The 18,210-nt window shown below is 37.2% G+C and carries 17 protein-coding genes and 1 pseudogene; 3 read left to right on the forward strand and 15 right to left on the reverse strand.

Translation table 11 applies throughout. The features are described from left to right. The 3 genes and pseudogenes from BUB37_RS20880 to BUB37_RS20895 form a co-directional block, all read left to right on the forward strand. A partial coding sequence (locus BUB37_RS20880; protein WP_139278171.1) for an integrase core domain-containing protein occupies positions 1–385 on the forward strand: 385 nt, incomplete at its 5' end. Positions 386–1,007: 622 nt separating this feature from the next. Next, the gene (locus BUB37_RS20890) at positions 1,008–1,598 is read left to right on the forward strand and encodes a hypothetical protein (protein WP_072995965.1); all 591 of its coding nucleotides are present in this window, start codon (positions 1,008–1,010) and stop codon (positions 1,596–1,598) included. Positions 1,599–1,936: 338 nt separating this feature from the next. Continuing rightward, positions 1,937–2,257 (forward strand): annotated as a pseudogene (locus tag BUB37_RS20895) (transposase); the annotation flags it as partial. A 613-nt stretch (positions 2,258–2,870) separates the two neighbouring features. Here the strand turns inward: BUB37_RS20895 and BUB37_RS20905 are convergent. From BUB37_RS20905 to BUB37_RS20985, 15 genes are all read right to left on the reverse strand, one after another. Further along, positions 2,871–3,980 carry an alpha/beta hydrolase family protein gene (locus BUB37_RS20905; protein WP_072995971.1) on the reverse strand — a complete coding sequence of 370 codons (1,110 nt, stop codon included), beginning with the start codon at positions 3,978–3,980 and terminating at the stop codon, positions 2,871–2,873. A 508-nt stretch (positions 3,981–4,488) separates the two neighbouring features. Beyond that, positions 4,489–5,409: a hypothetical protein gene (locus tag BUB37_RS20910; RefSeq protein WP_139278173.1), complete on the reverse strand. Its 921-nt coding sequence runs from the start codon at positions 5,407–5,409 to the stop codon at positions 4,489–4,491. Between the two features lie 430 nt (positions 5,410–5,839). Then, positions 5,840–6,253, reverse strand: coding sequence for a DUF3052 family protein (locus BUB37_RS20915; protein WP_072995975.1), 414 nt, complete (start codon positions 6,251–6,253; stop codon positions 5,840–5,842). A 278-nt stretch (positions 6,254–6,531) separates the two neighbouring features. Beyond that, entirely contained in the window at positions 6,532–6,978 is a 447-nt protein-coding gene (locus BUB37_RS20920; protein WP_072995977.1) for a UPF0158 family protein, read from the reverse strand. Then, the gene (locus BUB37_RS20925) at positions 6,971–7,315 is read right to left on the reverse strand and encodes a DUF3024 domain-containing protein (RefSeq protein ID WP_072995979.1); all 345 of its coding nucleotides are present in this window, start codon (positions 7,313–7,315) and stop codon (positions 6,971–6,973) included. The genes BUB37_RS20920 and BUB37_RS20925 overlap by 8 nt, the downstream gene beginning before the upstream one ends. Positions 7,316–7,619: 304 nt before the next feature. Then, positions 7,620–8,726: a DUF6920 family protein gene (locus BUB37_RS20930; RefSeq protein WP_072995981.1), complete on the reverse strand. Its 1,107-nt coding sequence runs from the start codon at positions 8,724–8,726 to the stop codon at positions 7,620–7,622. A gap of 637 nt (positions 8,727–9,363) precedes the next feature. After that, complete coding sequence (locus tag BUB37_RS20935) at positions 9,364–10,122, reverse strand: hypothetical protein (protein WP_072995984.1); 759 nt, start codon at positions 10,120–10,122, stop codon at positions 9,364–9,366. A 486-nt stretch (positions 10,123–10,608) separates the two neighbouring features. Next, positions 10,609–11,295 (reverse strand): hypothetical protein, encoded by a 687-nt coding sequence (locus BUB37_RS20940; protein ID WP_072995986.1) that lies wholly within the window; start codon positions 11,293–11,295, stop codon positions 10,609–10,611. A gap of 140 nt (positions 11,296–11,435) precedes the next feature. Next, positions 11,436–11,789, reverse strand: a complete 354-nt coding sequence (locus tag BUB37_RS20945) for a DoxX family protein (RefSeq protein WP_072995988.1) — start codon at positions 11,787–11,789, stop codon at positions 11,436–11,438. Position 11,790: 1 nt separating this feature from the next. Continuing rightward, on the reverse strand, positions 11,791–12,651 hold the full coding sequence (locus BUB37_RS20950) for an SDR family oxidoreductase (RefSeq protein WP_072996004.1): 861 nt from the start codon (positions 12,649–12,651) through the stop codon (positions 11,791–11,793). A gap of 52 nt (positions 12,652–12,703) precedes the next feature. Beyond that, positions 12,704–13,255, reverse strand: a complete 552-nt coding sequence (locus BUB37_RS20955; RefSeq protein WP_072995990.1) for a TetR/AcrR family transcriptional regulator — start codon at positions 13,253–13,255, stop codon at positions 12,704–12,706. 482 nt (positions 13,256–13,737) lie between these two features. Continuing rightward, positions 13,738–14,595, reverse strand: a complete 858-nt coding sequence (locus BUB37_RS20960) for an AbiJ-NTD4 domain-containing protein (RefSeq protein ID WP_072995992.1) — start codon at positions 14,593–14,595, stop codon at positions 13,738–13,740. A 494-nt stretch (positions 14,596–15,089) separates the two neighbouring features. Next, the gene (locus BUB37_RS20970; protein WP_094766825.1) at positions 15,090–15,671 is read right to left on the reverse strand and encodes a pyridoxine/pyridoxamine 5'-phosphate oxidase; all 582 of its coding nucleotides are present in this window, start codon (positions 15,669–15,671) and stop codon (positions 15,090–15,092) included. A gap of 422 nt (positions 15,672–16,093) precedes the next feature. Beyond that, on the reverse strand, positions 16,094–16,816 hold the full coding sequence (locus BUB37_RS20975; RefSeq protein WP_072995996.1) for an SMI1/KNR4 family protein: 723 nt from the start codon (positions 16,814–16,816) through the stop codon (positions 16,094–16,096). A gap of 496 nt (positions 16,817–17,312) precedes the next feature. Next, a partial coding sequence (locus BUB37_RS20985) for a carboxypeptidase-like regulatory domain-containing protein (protein ID WP_212635340.1) occupies positions 17,313–18,210 on the reverse strand: 898 nt, incomplete at its 5' end.

The following is an 18,210-nucleotide window of genomic DNA, read 5'->3' on the forward strand; positions in this document are numbered from 1 at the left end:
CTTCGTCGTCCATTGGAGCGTTTCCAACTCCATGGAGGCCGAATGGTGCGCCAAGACCTTGGAAGAGGCCATTGTACAGCATGGAAAACCTGAAATAATAAACACGGACCAAGGGAGCCAGTTCACCTCCGATGAATTCTCAAGTACCGTATTGGGCAAAGAGATCAAACTTTCCATGGACGGTAAGGGAAGGGCGACCGATAATGCATTTATAGAACGCTTATGGAGAAGCGTGAAGTACGAGAAGATATACCTGAACCCACCAAGTGACGGACTCGACCTGTTCCTGCTATTGGTAGAATACTTTGAATATTACAACAAGGAAAGAAGACATGAATCAATCGATTATGATAGACCAATGGACATGTTTAAAAAAGCAGCATAAATTAACCTAAATTTGTAGAAAACCTGTCCTACTAATTGGGGGATGAACAGTGTTGGTGCAAAAGTTATTTTTGGAATGGATGTAGATTTGAAGGTTGGTATAAATAAATGATTACTCTTAATGTTGAATTTAATGGTGACATGGAGGCTAATGATGATAAAGGCCGACATATATTTTATGTCAATCGTAAATTTAAGTGGACAAGTAAAATAGTTTTAAGTTTTTTTAAAGAAGACAAGCTGATATTGCGTGTTAGTCATTACACTCTTAATCCATTTGGTAGGGTGAAAATTGATTATCAGAACCTCAATCATTTGATATAAATAAATAACAATGTACTAACCATTACGGGCTTAGGAAATATTAAAATCAAGCAAAATTACTTCACTTATGTTTTTAATAAACGCTTAGGTTCAATATTTCACAATGGGACGGAAATAGCCAAAGTTGTTTTAAGAAGTCTCGTTTCTCAGACAAATGCTATATTAGAAGTTAAGTTCGTAAAGAAAGAAGTGAATTTGATTTTTTATGCTTTACTTTTTTTGGCTATTGAAAATTCTGATATAGATGGAAGTTAATTCAGTTCTTTCAAAAAACAATAATTTTTGAATTGCAATGTTCTATGAAAAATATAATAGTTCTTATATTTTTACTTGTTATTTCAGTTTCCAATGCTCAAAAAAAATACAGAGTAGGCGAGACTATATGGGTTTACGAAAAACCTACTGGTTTTATAACTAGGTCTGATAATTTTGAAAAGGTAATACAAACAGGGGAAGACTATATTGAAAAGACAGAAAACAGGTTATCTAATGATGATGTTGTTTTAACCTCAATTGCTAAAAGTGATTCTTCGGACATTAATATGGCCTTGGCAAGTTATAAAAGTAATATTAATATTAAGAAGTTATCGTTGAAAGGATATGCCTATAAATTAGGTGAATACTTCAAAAGAAACCCAAGTGAAGAATATAATGAGTTGAACTTATCTGTAGAGGTGGTAGAACAAACTATTGATAACAAGTTGTTTTACGTAATAGAAAGAGAAGTTACTCTAGTTGAGAATAATTATAGATATATGTCGGCATACTACGTAACAGAAATTGACAATAAAGAATTTTCAATCGTAATGGTTTGTGATAATGAAAACGATCGGCGTAAAATTGAAAAATCTATTTTGAATTCAAAATTCAGACAATATGCCCCCCGCTAGCACTCGCTTGCAACGAGTACCGTACACAGTAAGAACAGGTATAAACTAAAAAAAAAGCTATCTAAAATATTTTAGGTAGCTTTTATGTTTTTAGACAATGCGATGATAACGGTAACTAAAGTAACATGGACCGCGCTGGTCAAATACCGTATTGGGGATTTATTCGTTATTCCTAATGGGGGCGGGGCAGGTATGAAATTCTGGGCAAACTTGGACAATTGGGCAAAATAGGGCATAAAAGCGGTTCAGACGGTTACCGGCGGTACCGAGCAAGGTGATAATGATCTCCTCCCGTTAAATTAGACAGTTTTAAATCAGGGAAAAGCGGGCGATCAAAATATTCGGAATTGCAGATAGTATTTATGGTCAAACAGGTGGAGACCGGGATACGGCTCCAGGAAGTATGTCGCAAGATGGACATCAGCGAGGCCACATTTTATAATTGGAAGAAGAAATATGGGCGACTGGGTGTTTCAGAACTTCCGATGTTGAAGAACCAGAAAGGGAGGAATCCCCAACTCAAGAAGCTGGTCACCGACCTGGGGTTGGACAAACAAATCCTGCAGGCGGAGCTGAAAAAAGTTCCCAGACCGTCCCGAAAGGGCGGGATGGTCGATAACATCAGGATGGGGTACAACATCTCCATCCAGCATTGCTGAAAGCTCGTACTGCTGCACGGGCGTCTTTTCCATTACAGGTCCAAGAGTCGCAGCGATGAACTACTGCGCATGCGGATGAACAAGATAGTTTTCGTAAGGGTACGTTATGGGTTCTGGCGCATCCATATCCTTCTGGCAAGGGAGGGGTTCATGGACAAGTACAAACGGAACCGTTCTGCCACATACAGACAGCCCGATTACGGTTTGAATTTGTCCCTTATTGGAATAGCAAATTCCTTTGATTCGATCGATTTCCTTTTGATAGAATATCATTTTGTGTATTGTTATAAATATTTGTTTATCATAGAGTTGTGCTAAAATCTGTCCTAATTTTTACGCCCAGTACCAAGCCATGGGGTAAGGGTAAGGATTTCCGATTGTGAGATCTGCCCACAAGGGGTATTGGATCTATAGCAAAAGCCAATAAAAAAAGAGCCTTTTGATCCTTGCCGATCGGGCGATGGATCGTAACCTGTCGGTATGCAGGGAAAAAAGGAGAATCAAGAAAGGCTGTTCGCCTATTTGCGATTTAGCCATCGCCTACAGGCTTAAAAAAGGTGTTTTTTCGCTGTTTATAGACTTGTGCCAGGCTTACTTTTGTTGGCGGTAGTAATTACTTTCCCAATATTTCGTTGATATATATTGAACGGTATTTTTCTGGGTATTCAGCCTGTACGCCGTGTGTTCCATTTTCAAATAAAAACCATTTTTTGGAAGGCGCAATAATGGAATCAAAATACATCTTTGCTACGGGCGTTTCGGTAAAATGATCATTGTCTCCTTGCAGTATATAAACGGGCACTTTCAATTCCGGAACGTCGCGCATTAAATTCATATCGATAGCAGTAGCTTCTAAAATCTTAGCTGCAGGATAGTAGGATTCAGGACTGTTTATCATATGGGTAAATTTTTCATTAAACGTCAACCCATTATCCAAAAACATACTTTTGATAAAATTAAAATCGGTCTCTAATTTTATCGGTGCATACTTCATTACGATCTGTCGTTCTATTTCAAAGGCTTCGCTTACCGAATTCTTTGAGTTTTTAACATAAGGAGGCCTTCCAATTTGTTTTAATAGATTGATTGAAATGGTATCATTGTGCTTTTGCGATGCCGACATTGCAAAATCATAAGATAATTCTTCTGAAAGTGAAAGATTGGCCATCAGACCACTACCAATATAGGCGTGATATAATTCAGGCTGTTTTTGAACCATATAAGCTGCAACCGCTGTCCCCCACGATAGACCCTCGATGTAAATTTTATCTTTTTTGAAAGTCTTTTTTAAGTGATTCGATAGTTCCAAACCATCATCTACAATATGGGTTAAGGTAATGGACGAAGCGGGTATACTATCGTTATAGGCTAGTCCAGAGCCTCTTTGTTCCCAATAACAAACCGTAAATATATCTTCCAGGTCAATCCCTGTAAGTCTGTAGATTACAGGTAAAATTGGTGCGCCCGGGCCTCCGTGAACTATTAGTAGCACGGGATTGTTTTTGTCTTTCCCCCTAATAGTAACCCTTTGCGGAACTCCATTTATGGTCATATCCTCGTGCATAGCGATACTATTCGGAATAACGTTGCCCTTTTCGTCTAAAAAGGGTTCTTCGTTTCCGGAGCTATTGATTCGGATTATTAGCAATACAACTAAAACAAAGGCAACGATTGCGCCCAGGACAACCAAAAACCACTTTCCAATTTTCTTTACTAGTTTCATATGTTCTTAATTAATTCTGTGGTTTTTCTTATTACCGCCAAGGGTTCGGCCAAGGTTCGTTGCTGTGATTCGTCCGAAGGAAAATCCGACCGTAGCCCAAACCCGCTCGAACGCCCGCCTGAATAACAAAGTCGGGCAGGTAGCCTTTGGGTACGGGCGGGGGGAAGCTTTTTGCGCGCGATTTTCGTCTAGGAAATCCGAAAGCAATGGGTTTTAGCCTTTGGTGCCTGTAGCACAAGATACTAAAAAAAGAGTTCGTCGATCCTTGCCGATCGGGGTAATGGATCATAATTGGTCTTTATAAAGTGTAAAGAGCGGGGCGGGGGCACTTACTTTTTTAAAAAGAGCCGAAAAGGGGCTTGCACCAACGGTTAATCGCCCTTTTGGGCCGTTCAAAGATCAAGGTGCAAAGCCGGCCTAAAAACAAAAAGCCCCTAAAAAGGGCTTAAAAAGGGTCTTTTTTTCGCTGTGCAAGGACTTGTACATGGGTTACCGGTGGAGACAACAGCTATTTATATTCCCAGTTAGTTAATATAGCGGTTACTTCTTTTCCAACTTCTTTTTCCAATCGAGTTGCCAGTTCCGAGTCGGTAAGAATTTTTGTTTTACCTAAGTCCGTATTTATTAAAAATTTTTGAAGCCTTATTAAAATGTCACTTTTATTAGAATCAATTATAGCCTTTGCGTTTTGATAAAATTGCATTTGAAACCATTCGTAGTTTTGAGGTGTTAGTTTCTGAACATATTTTTCTTCAAAATCTTTAAGGGTTTTAAATTCAGCCATTCTATCTCCGGATTGTATTATAAATTCAGGATAGGTATGCATCAATTGGTAAGAAGAGTTTGATTTTTCTTTTATGAAAGAGTACATACTCATCGTTGCAAACAATTCTTGTAACCACTTTCTTTGAGGTTGGGTTCCTTCCTTAAAATGATAGAGATGGGCTAATTCGTGAATGGATAATGTCTCTCGATAAAAGAGGTCTAAATCTATATTCTCTCCGTAAACCGTCTTTAATGAAGTCAAATAGTGTTCAGGTAGTTGGGAAATCGTTTTTTCCACTTCCATTGAAATTGTTGATTTGTCCAGTCCGAGTATTACATTTCCTTTTCCAGCTTGAGGTAAACCAGGTGGTGGAAAATAAGCATGTTCATTCCATACTCTATTTTCTATGAAGAGGACAGCAAAGTCTAAATTAGTTTGAAAAATTTCGTCAAAATACAGTTTAGCCTTGTTAAGGTTCTTAAGGGTTTCCGACGTAGTCTTAATTGAATCATTCGAAACCAAGATTTTAAATGGGTAATCAGATTCAAGTTCGGTTAATCCCTTATGAATTGAAGTGTCAATCCAAGACTCTTGGGCTTTCAATTGGGGTGTTAAACAACAAGTTAAAATTATAACCAGATTACTTAAAATTAGTTTTCTCATAGTTCTGTCTTGATTGTTACCAACGACTTCGGGTATGGATTGTAGGGCACTTCGAAGCTCATAACCGTTCGCACGCAACCAAGATTGTTACTTGCCGAAAACTTACGGGAACCACGCTCCGACCTATGTTTTATACCCATTGTGTCTGTAGAACAAGTTACTAAAAAAGTATTAGTCGATCCTTGCCGATCGGGGTAATGGATCATAACTGGTCTTTATCTAGTGGAAAGAGCGGGGCGGGGGCACTTGCTTTTTTAAAAAGAGCAGAAAAGGGGCTTGCACCAACGGTTAACCGACCTTTTGGGCCGTTCAAAAATCAAAGTGCAAAGCCGGCCTAAAAACAAAAAGCCCCTAAAAAGGGCTTAAAAAGGGTCTTTTTTTCGATGTTCAAGGACTTGTGCACGGGTTACTATTGTTGTACACAGGCTTTTTATTTTCTGTCCTTAACGGGAATGACAAATTTCAATCCGGACCAAATTTCATTTACCGCACATACTTTTATATCCACAAGGCCATTGTTCAATCCTATTTCACGTACTATATTCCCATCTAAGTCCGTCTCAACTTTTGCAGATTTTTTTGGCCAAGAAATCCAAATCATTCCATTTTGCTCAATTTCTTGTTTTAATTGCTGAATGTCATTATTCAGTTCAGATGCGCTTTTTGTGAAGTAATGGATGAAGTCTTTTTTGACCTTACTGTCCATTGTTCTTTCAATGTCATTTGGTAGGTCGGAAAACAGGGCGAAATAATCTTTAGGTTCATTTATAACCCATACTTTAAAACCATTTTTAATCCCAAGTTTTTTAGCCAGTGGTGTTCCAGAATAGCCTGAAAGATTCATTTATACAATCATTTTTTTGCTTGTGTACAACGGCTGAGCTATGAACAGTCCGGGGCACGCCGTCTGCGACAGCAGTGGGCGTGCCACGAACAAAGCGCAATCTTTTTGCCCGCCCGAACGCCCGCCTGGATGACAAAGTCGGGCAGGTAGCCTTTTGGTACGGGCGGATTTTGATTTATTTTTTCCTGTCCAGAGCAAAATCCCATCCCGATGGCTATCGGGATTGCGGACATCATAAATATACAAAACCCTGCGATTAAGCCTGAAACCCTTATTTTTTATAGGTTTTGTTGTGCGCTGGCTTTTCCGCGATTCAATTGCGTTTCTACTATTTTTTCCAACTCATTTTCTTTAAAGTCAAACCATTCCTGCCTAAAGTCGGAATTATCGATTGTTTTATTGAAATTTTGAAAAGGCTTTTTATTTTCTAATATACTCTTCAATTTTGATTTAAAATTTTGGTCACTCATTTGTTCAGAGAAACGTTGCATAATTTTAAACGATTCAAAACTTTCCAATACCTCGAATTTTATAAAGTCAGATTTTTGTTCATCTATCTTATTTAAATCATCTCTAAAATGTTCTTTTACTTCTTGCTCGTCTGAAGCATTATCGAAATTGGGAATTGTCAAAATTTCATTTGTTTTAGAATTGTAATAACAGTTGTATCCACAATCTAGATTTTGAGCAATTTCCTTGATGATGTTTTTTAGAGAATTATCCATAAAAGCAGCCGTGTTTATCTTCTTTTATTATTTCAATAATCTTTTCCAAATGTGTTGATTCTGGAAACGGTTCATAAAGCTCCCATTTTCCACTTGCACGCATCCAATATAGATTCCATTCACGTCTCGACTTATAGAATCTAATTTTTGCAAATTCACTATGTTGTATCTCTTTTGGATTGTCCCATACAGGTCTAATTTCATATAGTATAACAACTTTTCCATCATAAGTATATCCATAATCAAGTTGCGCTCGAATTTCTTCACTTTCAGGACGCATTGATTCCACGTACTGTTTTATAGTTAATTCATTTATGTCAATTGCAGAATTTTTCATTCAGCTATAATATTTTTAGCTTGCGCACATCGGCTCGCCTATGATCGCGTTGCGGGAAAATCCGTCTGGACTTTTCCGCCCAAGACCAAGCCATTGCTTAAAGTTAAGGATTTCCGCCGAAGGAAATCCGCCGCAATGGATTATAGGTATTGTGCTTGTTGCGCAACTATGAATTCCATCAACACGAACTTGTTAGGGTATTTTTTAAAACATAACTAGCTGATATGTTGGGTTTTAGTTGTTTCTAATACTTCAAAAAAAACCAATTTATTCCTGATGAGGGGTTGTGCAACGGTTACCGTTGTTAGCCATCTGGCATTTCTTTCACGTTGAATTTGATTTCCTTAATCTTTAATTTTAACCAAGTCCATTTACCACTCTCCAATTTCCAACTTGCTTCGCATTCGACAGGTATTTTTATTGCATTTCGTTCTTCTGTTTTTGTTGCAATGACAGTCCATTCGGTTGGTTGTTCTGAACTTGAATCTTGATACCGCATTGCTACAAATCTTTTGAAGTTTCCTTTTTCGTCAAAGTGGAATTTTCCCGTACCTTTTACTCCGTTATATTCCAAAGTTGCTTTGGCGGAATATTCGTCCAAAGTTTCCCACTTTATGTATGAACTTAAAGACGCTGAAGGAAACCAAACTATTTCTGCTAAATATCTTTGTAAAGTTGCTTGGTCAACTTTATCGCTGTTTTTGGCATCTGCTACAGAAATAAGCGATAACAGCTTTATTGTCATTTCCCCATTTCCACTCTCAAATTTATCTCGACCAACTACGCTAAAAATTGAATTCATTTTTGTATCAATGTTCCAATTAAATCCTGGCGGATTTATCGTAAAATACTGTTCGGCTTTTCCATTGTTCCAATTTTCTTGGTCGGGACTTAATTTAAGCTGTAATTCTTGAGTCAAATGCATATTGGAAATTGGACGTTTACCGATTGTTCCACTATTAATCAACCACTTTTGTACAACAGAAGGTAATTCCGAAATGGTCTCTTCGGTAATTACTTTTTCACTAACAGCCTGTGAGTTTTCAAACAGTTTTTTCCGTTCTTCAGCAATCTTATTTTTAAAGCTAAAATTTGAATAAGCTATTATTGCTGATACGAGAATTATTAGGTTTGCTATTGTACCCAATTTTGCGTCAGACCAATAGGTTAAGATTAAAATCTGTGAAGCAATTACGGCTAAAAATCCAATTAACCACCAATAATTGGACTGAAATATTAATAAAACGATTGCAAGTACAAAAAGAAGAAATGTCAATAGCCAAACTAATCCAAAAGTTTTGGAAATCGGTTGTGAAATAGCAGTAAATTCAGATATGCCAAATGCTTTCAGAAATCCGAATAAATGGATAATTGCGTGTATTCCAATTAATATGATTAAAGCTATTCGCATAGTTTTTTGCTTGTGGCTAAGGGCCAGACGGCTATGGCGAGTTGCGTGGTATGCTTTGCATACCTTGGCAAGGGGTCGCCATTAGACGCACATTCGCTATAGCCAGTGATGTCGATGGTACCGACCGCGAACGGCTCCGTCCGGGTTTTCTTGGATGAAATATAGTAAATTTTATGGGCGAATGTGCAGTCGTACTGTCTGGCCGATGGTCGATGGTAGGAAAAAAAGGTAGGGCGGCGGCCTCGACCGCCCGGTTTTTTACGGGCCGGAGGTATCATCGACCATCGGTTACGTATAACCGTCAGTTACGGGTTAATATGCGTTAATTTTCGGTTTAGCACTGACGTTAGCAATTCCGAGTGGATTTCCCGAACTTGTTTCGGGATAGTCGAATCCGCCGACCTAGCGAAGCGACCGATGAACACCTTGGGAAAAACAGCTAGCTGTGAATAAATTGCGGTTATACATTGTGCTTGTTGCGCAACTATGAATTCCATCAACACGAACTTGTTAGGGTATTTTTTTTAAAACATAACTATCTGATATGCTGGGTTTTAGTTATTTCTGATACTTCAAAAAAAACCAATTTATTCCTGATGAGGGGTTGTGCAACGGTTACCATTGTTGTGTAACGTTTTTATTTAAATGCTTTTTCATAGATTCCTATTAAACAACCACTACAAGTGTTCAAAGTAGAGTTTCTTTGTTTAATATTCGAAATCAGTTTTTTATCTAATTCAGTCAGTTTTAATCCTTTATTTTTTTCTAAATATTCTAATGCCTCAACACCATAAGTTTGCAATTCGGGATTAAATGATTTAACCCAATCTCGAAACTTATTAATGTTTCTTTTTTTGTCAAATCTTAAATCATCATATCTCGGAACGTCATAAACCACAGGTGCAAATCCGCAAACATATCCGTAAATATGTTCAGCTAATACTTGATTGATAAAATCCTTTATTTTCAATTCAGATTCGTAAAACTCATTATGATAATCCAAATAGGATTTGAGCTTTTCAAAGTCAAAAAAGTGATTTGTTTTTTCTCGATAGTGGTCATAATTAACAATACCGAAAATTGTATCATTTTTTGAGAATACGTGAACTTTGTATTCTTTATATTTCATCCATTTTTCTTCAACATATTCGATAGCAATATTGTAAATCGATTCCGTTATTCCAGCATCTCTTTGTCTTTCAAATCTGAAATCAGTTAGTCTTGAGTCAATTTCTTTAATATGCTTGAACTCTTTTTGTTTTAACGAATCTAAATTGAATTCCGAGTAGTTTTTAAAATAACCTTGCATTTCATAATCAGCATCAATTTCAGCTTTATTTTGTGAAAATGACTGAAATGAAAATATTAGAAATATGTAGATTGTTAAAATTCTCATTGTTCGTTTAAATGTTACACAACGGCCAGACGGCTATGGCGAGTTGCGAGGTATGCTTTGCATACCTAGGCAAGGGGTCGCCATTAGACGCACATTCGCTATAGGCGGTGATGTCGATGGTACCGACCGCGAATAGCTCCGTCCGAGTTTTTAAGGATTGAATATAGCAAATTTTATGGGCGAATGTGCAGTCGTACTGTCTGGCCGATGGTCGATGGTAGGAAAAAAAGGTAGGGCGGCGGCCTCGACCGCCCGGTTTTTTACGGGCCGGAGGTATCATCGACCATCGGTCACGTATAACCGTCAGTTACGGGTTAATATGCGTTAATTTTCGGTTTAGCACAGGCTTTAGCAATTCCGAGTGGATTTCCCGAACTTGTTTCGGGATAGTCGAATCCGCCGACCGAGCGAAGCGACCGATGAACACCTTGGGAAAAACAGCTAGCTGTGAATAAATTGCGGTTATACATTGTTAGCTTTAGTTATTTATTCAGTTGGAAACTCACTATCTAATTCAAAAATTTGCTTTATGGTATCAATATCCTTGATAATAAATTTCATTTCACCTTTTTTGAATAGTTTTTCTCCAACATAGTCAATCGGTTGAACATAATATTTCCTGTTTGATTTGTCATAAAATCTAACGAATCCATAATAATATGCAGATTCAATATTTGTCCATTCCGTATGAGTATTTTTTTCAAGTCGTTTATAAGTCAAAACAGTATCAGGCAATCCAACCGTTATATTATTCAATTCAAATTCAGTTGAGTTGTAAAGACTAAATTGTAATTCCTTTTTTATTTCAGTTTTTTCAATGTCAGTCTTAACTTGATTTTTCAAATCGTTTTTACAACTATAAAGTATAGTCGTTAAAATCAATATTAAGAGTGTGTTTTTCATAATTAAAGCTAACGGCCAGATGGCTATGGCGAGTTGCGTGGTATGCTTTGCATACCTTGGCAAGGGGTCGCCATTAGACGCACATTCGCTATAGCCGGTGATGTCGATGGTACCGACCGCGAACAGCTCCGTCCGGGTTTTCTTGGATGAAATATAGCAAATTTTATGGGCGAATGTGCAGTCGTACTGTCTGGCCGATGGTCGATGGTAGGAAAAAAAGGTAGGGCGGCGGCCTCGACCGCCCGGTTTTTTACGGGCCGGAGGTATCATCGACCATCGGTTTCGTATATGAAAAGTAGCGAATTTAAATTCACTAACTTTTCAGTTAAACACAAAGATATAAAAAAGCACAAACCTTGATGATTTGTGCTATCCTCGCTATTTTTTATATACAATGTTACCCACAGTATTTATTTTAAAAGCTTGTTCATATATATGTTGGATATTATTAGAATCGCCAAAAGTATTAGAAGTAGAAGCATAATAAAGATAGAATCTTTATGTTTGATATGTGCGACTAAAGCTGTTATTAAAAACAATCCAACACCTGCATAAGTCCATTCTTTTAGTTGTAATGAAGCAAAAGGTATTAGTAATACTATTGCAGCTATCAACTTTAAAACAGCTAGTTCTACCCTGAAAAAGTCAGGAAATCCTAAATTTTTAATTCCTTGAATTGTACTTTTACTGAATAAATAGCTATAAGAGCTTAAGAAGAGAAAAGCGGATATTATTGCTGTCGAAGACCAATATATTACTTTCATATTATAAAAAACTATCTTGTAATTGTTTCACTATTTTATGGCCATCTGGGTCAGCTTTTGTTTTTAACTTACAAAAATCTTCAGCCCATTGTGAAGTTCGGATTCTTAAAGGAGGATTTTCGTTTTGAGCAATACCTAAAGCAACTTCTGCGACTTCTATTCCTGTTTGATACACTTGCTCTTTGCTTTCATTTGCTCTTTTTTGGTTTCCTGCCATATATCTGTCAAATATTGGTGCGTATTCGCCTGTTGCAAATTGTCCCTCAATAGCTGTTTTTTCAATAGCAGACGTCATAAATTCTGTAGCTATACCTCCTGGTTCAACACAAGTAATTTTGATATTGAAAGCATCACTAACATAGGTTGCAAGTCCTTCCATAAACCCTTCTACAGCAAATTTAGCACCACAATATAATTCGTTAAAAGGTTGTCCAACCAAACCACCAACAGAAGTAATACTAATAATTTGACCAGATTTTTGTTTTCTCATATATGGCAATACTGCTTGTGTGCAAAATACAACTCCGTGATAATTTACGTCAGTAACCCATCTAATTTCTTCTTCTGAAGCCTGCTCTGTTGTTTTTGCAAAACCAGCTCCTGCATTATTGACTAATACATCTATTTTTCCATCTTTTTCTATAATTGTTTTTACAACAGATGTTATAGAGGCTACTTTAGTTACATCTAAAGGAAGTACTTCTATGTTAAGATTTTCTTCCAAAATTCTTTGTTTAAGCTTGTCAGCTTTTTTAAGATTACGCATTGTAGCGTAAACCTTATAGTTGTTTTTAGCGAATAGAATAGCACTTTCAAATCCTACTCCTGTTGACGTTCCTGTAATTAATACGTTTTTTTTCATAATTGTTAACTTTATGGAATGAATGTTCATTCCAGATTATTGATAAATTTTTTTATTCTTTGATTGCGTCCCAAACCATTATTACTTGATTTTTAAGCGAGGTTTGTTTGTTCTCTGTTTGATTAAAATACCATCTTAAATAAGATAAAATAGCTCCACCTATAAACATTAAAATTTCTTCGATGTCAATGTTTTTTATAATACGTTGTTGTTTTCCTAGTGTTAAAAGTTCAAAAATAGGAGTAATAGATTTTCTACCTTCTTCTTTACTATTTTCCGTTATAATAGGAGAAGCTTGCAGTTGCTCCATAAATTGGAAATAATTAGGATTATCGATGAAAAAGTCGACTGCTATAGTAAAATAGTTTTCAAATTGAGTTTTGATTGGCTTATCCGCTTCAAAATTTTCAAATAGTAATTTTTCTTGTTTTTTTATATCTGTGTAAATTTCATTAATTAAGGCATCTTTATTTGGGAAATAATTATAAATAGTTCCCATTCCAGTTTTTGCAGCTTTTCCAATAGCAGACATAGGTGTGTTATGTACACCTTTTTTCACAAGAATTTTAAGAGCAGATGATAATATGGTTTGTTTTTTATTCACTTTGCAAATATATAATAATTGGAATGATTATTCCAATTATTATATATATTTTTTGAAATATGCTGTTTTTTATATTGTGGGTAACGGCCAGACGGCTATGGCGAGTTGCGAGGTATGCTTTGCATACCTTGGCAAGGGGTCGCCATTAGACGCACATTCGCTATAGGCGGTGATGTCGATGGTACCGACCGCGAACGGCTCCGTCCGGGTTTTTTAGGATTGAATATAGCAAATTTTATGGGCGAATGTGCAGTCGTACTGTCTGGCCGATGGTCGATGGTAGGAAAAAAAGGTAGGGCGGCGGCCTCGACCGCCCGGTTTTTTACGGGCCGGAGGTATCATAGACCATCGGTAGGTATAACCGAAGTTACGGGATTAAAGTTACTGTTTTTCGGCTTATCACAGACATTAGCAATTGAGTGTGGATTCGGACGTAGTCGAATCCGCCGTAATTGCGGTTATACATTGTTGTACACAGTTTTTTATTCAAATTTGATCCCAATTTTTTCAGCTTTTGTAATTAGATAATTTATAAATGAACTGCACGAAATAAGCATATACTTTGCATCCGCAAAATCAGGCTCTATTGGTTCGGAAACAATTGCGTGCCTAATTCCATTGTCCTTATCATTTGTATAGGCATAAATTTTGTCAAATCCAGATTTTAATTGTTTGTTTAGATTTAATCCTTTGGATTCAAGCTTGTTTAATGCTTTGCCAAGAGTATTTTCTCCTGTTATTATTCTACAAGTTGATTCAACAGCTGAAATCGATTCTTTTACAGAATTACGATAGTTTGGATTTTTTTTGTCTGATATTAATTCGATTGCATTTGTTAAATGGATATTAGCTCCTTCTAATGCAGTTAGAAACTTTGTCTTGTCCAAAGCATATGAGACTTCTTCAAACTCAAGCTGATTTGAAATTGGTGCGACTTTTTCATCTATTATTCTATATCCCGAAAACTCTCTTTCAAGTACTGCATTTATGGAACTTGCTAGTTTGTTTTTTTCACTATGGTTTAATTGAATTGAGATTATAAACTCAATGAAATCATAAATCTCATACCATTCAAAATCATAAAATCGTTTACGAATGTAACTTTCAACAGATGACTTATACTCAGGAATTGTGTCAATTGCCATTTTATAGAAATTATGCCATAATATTTCGGCAAACTTGTCGAATTCAGATTTTCCGTAGTCTGTATATTTATCTAACTTATCTATGAAAAGCATTTTAATAAGATTCCATAGACCATTCTTTAAATCTTCATCAATCCAATCAAGTTGAATGTCCTTTTTTGATGGTGTTTTACCTATTCTTTGTGAAAATCTCATTGGTTTTTCAAAATTGTGTACAACGGCCAGACGGCTATGGCGAGTTGCGAGGTATGCTTTGCATACCTTGGCAAGGGGTCGCCATTAGACGCACATTCGCTATAGGCGGTGATGTCGATGGTACCGACCGCGAACGGCTCCGTCCGGGTTTTCTTGGATGAAATATAGCAAATTTTATGGGCGAATGTGCAGTCGTACTGTCTGGCCGATGGTCGATGGTAGGAAAAAAAGGTAGGGCGGCGGCCTCGACCGCCCGGTTTTTTACGGGCCGGAGGTATCATCGACCATCGGTCTCGTATAACCGTCAGTTACGGATTAATATACGCAGACTTTTCGGTTTAGCACAGACGTTAGCAATTCCGAGTGGATTTCCCGAACTTGTTTCGGGATAGTCGAATCCGCCGACCGAGCGAAGCGACCGATGAACACCTTGGGAAAAACAGCTAGCTGTGAATAAATTGCGGTTATACATTGTTACCTGCTGGCTTTTCATGTCACGGTTGTATTTGTTTCATATTCCACTTATCATTTTCAATTTCATAAAGTTTTCTGTCGTGGAATCTTGTCTTTTTGAATTCCATAAATTCAATCCGTAAAGGTTTAATTAAAAATCCGCTCCAGTTTTTTGGTCTGTCTATCCGCTCATTTTGAGCAACTTTTTTTAATATTTCATCTTCGAGTAATTTTAAATCATTAACCTCTTTTCCTTGCTCACAAATCAAGGATACAGCTTTTGAATTTGCATTTCGTTCCGCGAAATATTTTTCTGCTAATTTGTCTTCAATTTTAGTTGCTATTCCTTGAACTCTTATTTGTCTTTCAGTTTCTGTCCACCAAAAAGTTAGTGAAACTTTATCGTTATTATCGATTTCAATTCCCTTTCTTGAATTTAAAGGTCCAGTAATAATAAACGAATCATTTATTAACTCTTTAAAAGACACAAATCTTGCGTTTGGAAAATTATCAATTCCGACAGTCGATAGGCAAACTGCTGATGGAATTCGGACATTGGTCAGTTCTAATTCTTTCTGATACCATTTTTTAAAAAGTAATATTGGATTTTCAATTTTTTTCATTCGTTTTGTTCAGCTTGCCGGTAACGGCCAGACGGCTATGGCGAGTTGCGAGGTATGCCTGGCATACCTTGGCAAGGGGTCGCCATTAGACGCACATTCGCTATAGGCGGTGATGTCGATGGTACCGACCGCGAACGGCTCCGTCCGGGTTTTCTAGGATGAAATATAGCAAATTTTATGGGCGAATGTGCAGTCGTACTGTCTGGCCGATGGTCGATGGTAGGAAAAAAAGGTAGGGCGGCGGCCTCGACCGCCCGGTTTTTTACGGGCCGGAGGTATCATCGACCATCGGTTTGCATATGGCTTGTGGCGGTTTCAAAGCACTTTCCTGTCCACCGAAACCAAAGCTGGCTACAGAGCGAAAACCTTGCTGGCAGCCGTTCACCCGCCATAAGCTATATGCCTTGTTAGGCACTGGCTTTTTATTTCTTTCCACCGAATAGTCTTGATAGAAAGCTTTGTTTCACTCGTTTCTCAACAATCCAAATCGGTTCGTCATTTGGTCTTATAATTTTTGTATTCGGACCTGATTTTCCCCAAGGAAATCCTGTTTTTATTGGTTTGTCAGTCAAGTCTGCTACTAAAAACATTTCAGGCAATTCAACTTGCCCGTTTTCAAAGTCATAGTTCTTTTCATTTTTTGCCATTATTCCGATTTTTTCGCTCCAAATGTCCATTGCGGTCTTTTCGTGAATAATGTCTAAGTTGGATTGACTTCCTTTTTGTCCGAACTCGTCAACGTGTTTTATGAACTCCGATAAATTTTCAGAGTGTTTCACTAATACAGCAGGGTCGTGACAGACATAGTAAACTGAATTCCAATTTCCTTTTGAGTCAATGTCTAAGATCCAAAAATTTCCAAATCCATCTCCTGCGAGTTGGATTGAGTTTGGGAACATTTCTTCAAGTCCAAAATGACCGAATGCATCAAATCGGACTTCTTCAAGTCCATACAATTCAAAACCTTTACTGAATCTCAGTAATTCTTCGATTTCGTTCGGTAAAAAATTATTAGGAAGTTGATTTTTTAGGTTTTCTATTTCGCTGTCTGTCATACCGTCCAACAATTCAACCTTGTATAAATCTCCGTCTTCTGATTCATACTGGCTGGAAAGAATTGATTCTAATTGTTGTTTCGGTGTCATTTTGTTCGTGTTGTTTTAGCTTGTGCCTAACGGCCAGACGGCTATGGCGAGTTGCGAGGTATGCCTGGCATACCTTGGCAAGGGGTCGCCATTAGACGCACATTCGCTATAGGCGGTGATGTCGATGGTACCGACCGCGAACGGTTCCGTCCGGGTTTTCTTGGATGAAATATAGCAAATTTTATGGGCGAATGTGCAGTCGTACTGTCTGGCCGATGGTCGATGGTAGGAAAAAAAGGTAGGGCGGCGGCCTCGACCGCCCGGTTTTTTACGGGCCGGAGGTATCATCGACCATCGGTTTAGCTATGAACAGTACGGGGGCAAACTAGCGTTTGCTTTCCGCCACGCACATAGCGAAATCTTTTTGTTTTGATTTATTTTTTTCCTGTCCAGAGCAAAATCCAAAAGATTTTGCGAACTTCATAAAAATACGCAAACCTTTCGTTTAATACCTAAACCCGTATTGTTTATAGGTTTTGTTATGCTTAGACTTTTTTCAGTATGCTATTTCAACATTAATTGAAGCACCTCCGTTTAGTTTCTCCCAGGTACCCAAGCTACTTTCTCTTCTATATCCCTTTCCTTTAGTTAAGATAGCACCTATATCAACTATTGTAGGGCTGTTGAAATTAGGTATGAATTCTATTCCGATGAAAAAATCTTGTGTAATATAAATATCGTTGTCATTCAAATCAATTCGTATCCAATCTGATTCTCTTTCAGTTGGTATTTCTTGTATAATGTTTTTTTGTATTATCTTTTTACTAGGGTAATTGTCGATGTTTTCATAAAAGTTTATTCTAACCTTAACTCCGTCCACTTTCGACCATTTTCTGATATTGAAATTTACCGCTTTAACCTTTGCTTCTTCTGCTGGAATTCTAATTAGTTGAGCTATCTCAATAATATCGGTGCTTTTTGAGGTTACCTGCATTGAAAGTAACCTATTGTATGACTTAACACCTATTTTTCTATTTTTTATTTTTTTGTTGGAAACAATTACTTCGGACAGTTCGGTGGTTTTTGGTTCTAAAAATATAGTCTGATTTTTAAGATTTTGAGCTAGAATTTTAATCGAATAATAGTTTATGTGGCTTATGGTAATGCTATCGGTTTTATATTCTTTAGGAAGTTTCAAATTGAATTCTCCATTCGGGTTTGTAATTGTCCCTTGATTTTTATTTTGGACACCTATATTAACAAATTCGATAGGCTTTTGATTTTCAGAATCAATAACAGTTCCGTTCATTACAATTTCCTGAGAAAACGCTTTAGAACTAAATAGTTGAAAAATTATAAGAATGTAAAAAATTGTTCGCATTTTCAAGTTTAAGCATAACGGCCAGACGGCTATGGCGAGTTGCGAGGTATGCTTTGCATACCTTGGCAAGGGG

The sequence above is a fragment of the Pseudozobellia thermophila genome (assembly GCF_900141855.1).
GTDB lineage: Bacteria > Bacteroidota > Bacteroidia > Flavobacteriales > Flavobacteriaceae > Pseudozobellia > Pseudozobellia thermophila.

What these genes read in the sequence shown, in the direction of transcription:
- BUB37_RS20890 (WP_072995965.1), top strand. Translation starts at nt 1,008, where the DNA reads ATGAAAAATATAATAGTTCTTATATTTTTACTTGTTATTTCAGTTTCC.
- BUB37_RS20905 (WP_072995971.1), bottom strand. Translation starts at nt 3,980, where the DNA reads ATGAAACTAGTAAAGAAAATTGGAAAGTGGTTTTTGGTTGTCCTGGGC.
- BUB37_RS20910 (WP_139278173.1), bottom strand. Translation starts at nt 5,409, where the DNA reads ATGAGAAAACTAATTTTAAGTAATCTGGTTATAATTTTAACTTGTTGT.
- BUB37_RS20915 (WP_072995975.1), bottom strand. Translation starts at nt 6,253, where the DNA reads ATGAATCTTTCAGGCTATTCTGGAACACCACTGGCTAAAAAACTTGGG.
- BUB37_RS20920 (WP_072995977.1), bottom strand. Translation starts at nt 6,978, where the DNA reads ATGGATAATTCTCTAAAAAACATCATCAAGGAAATTGCTCAAAATCTA.
- BUB37_RS20925 (WP_072995979.1), bottom strand. Translation starts at nt 7,315, where the DNA reads ATGAAAAATTCTGCAATTGACATAAATGAATTAACTATAAAACAGTAC.
- BUB37_RS20930 (WP_072995981.1), bottom strand. Translation starts at nt 8,726, where the DNA reads ATGCGAATAGCTTTAATCATATTAATTGGAATACACGCAATTATCCAT.
- BUB37_RS20935 (WP_072995984.1), bottom strand. Translation starts at nt 10,122, where the DNA reads ATGAGAATTTTAACAATCTACATATTTCTAATATTTTCATTTCAGTCA.
- BUB37_RS20940 (WP_072995986.1), bottom strand. Translation starts at nt 11,295, where the DNA reads ATGATACCTCCGGCCCGTAAAAAACCGGGCGGTCGAGGCCGCCGCCCT.
- BUB37_RS20945 (WP_072995988.1), bottom strand. Translation starts at nt 11,789, where the DNA reads ATGAAAGTAATATATTGGTCTTCGACAGCAATAATATCCGCTTTTCTC.
- BUB37_RS20950 (WP_072996004.1), bottom strand. Translation starts at nt 12,651, where the DNA reads ATGAAAAAAAACGTATTAATTACAGGAACGTCAACAGGAGTAGGATTT.
- BUB37_RS20960 (WP_072995992.1), bottom strand. Translation starts at nt 14,595, where the DNA reads ATGAGATTTTCACAAAGAATAGGTAAAACACCATCAAAAAAGGACATT.
- BUB37_RS20970 (WP_094766825.1), bottom strand. Translation starts at nt 15,671, where the DNA reads ATGAAAAAAATTGAAAATCCAATATTACTTTTTAAAAAATGGTATCAG.
- BUB37_RS20975 (WP_072995996.1), bottom strand. Translation starts at nt 16,816, where the DNA reads ATGACACCGAAACAACAATTAGAATCAATTCTTTCCAGCCAGTATGAA.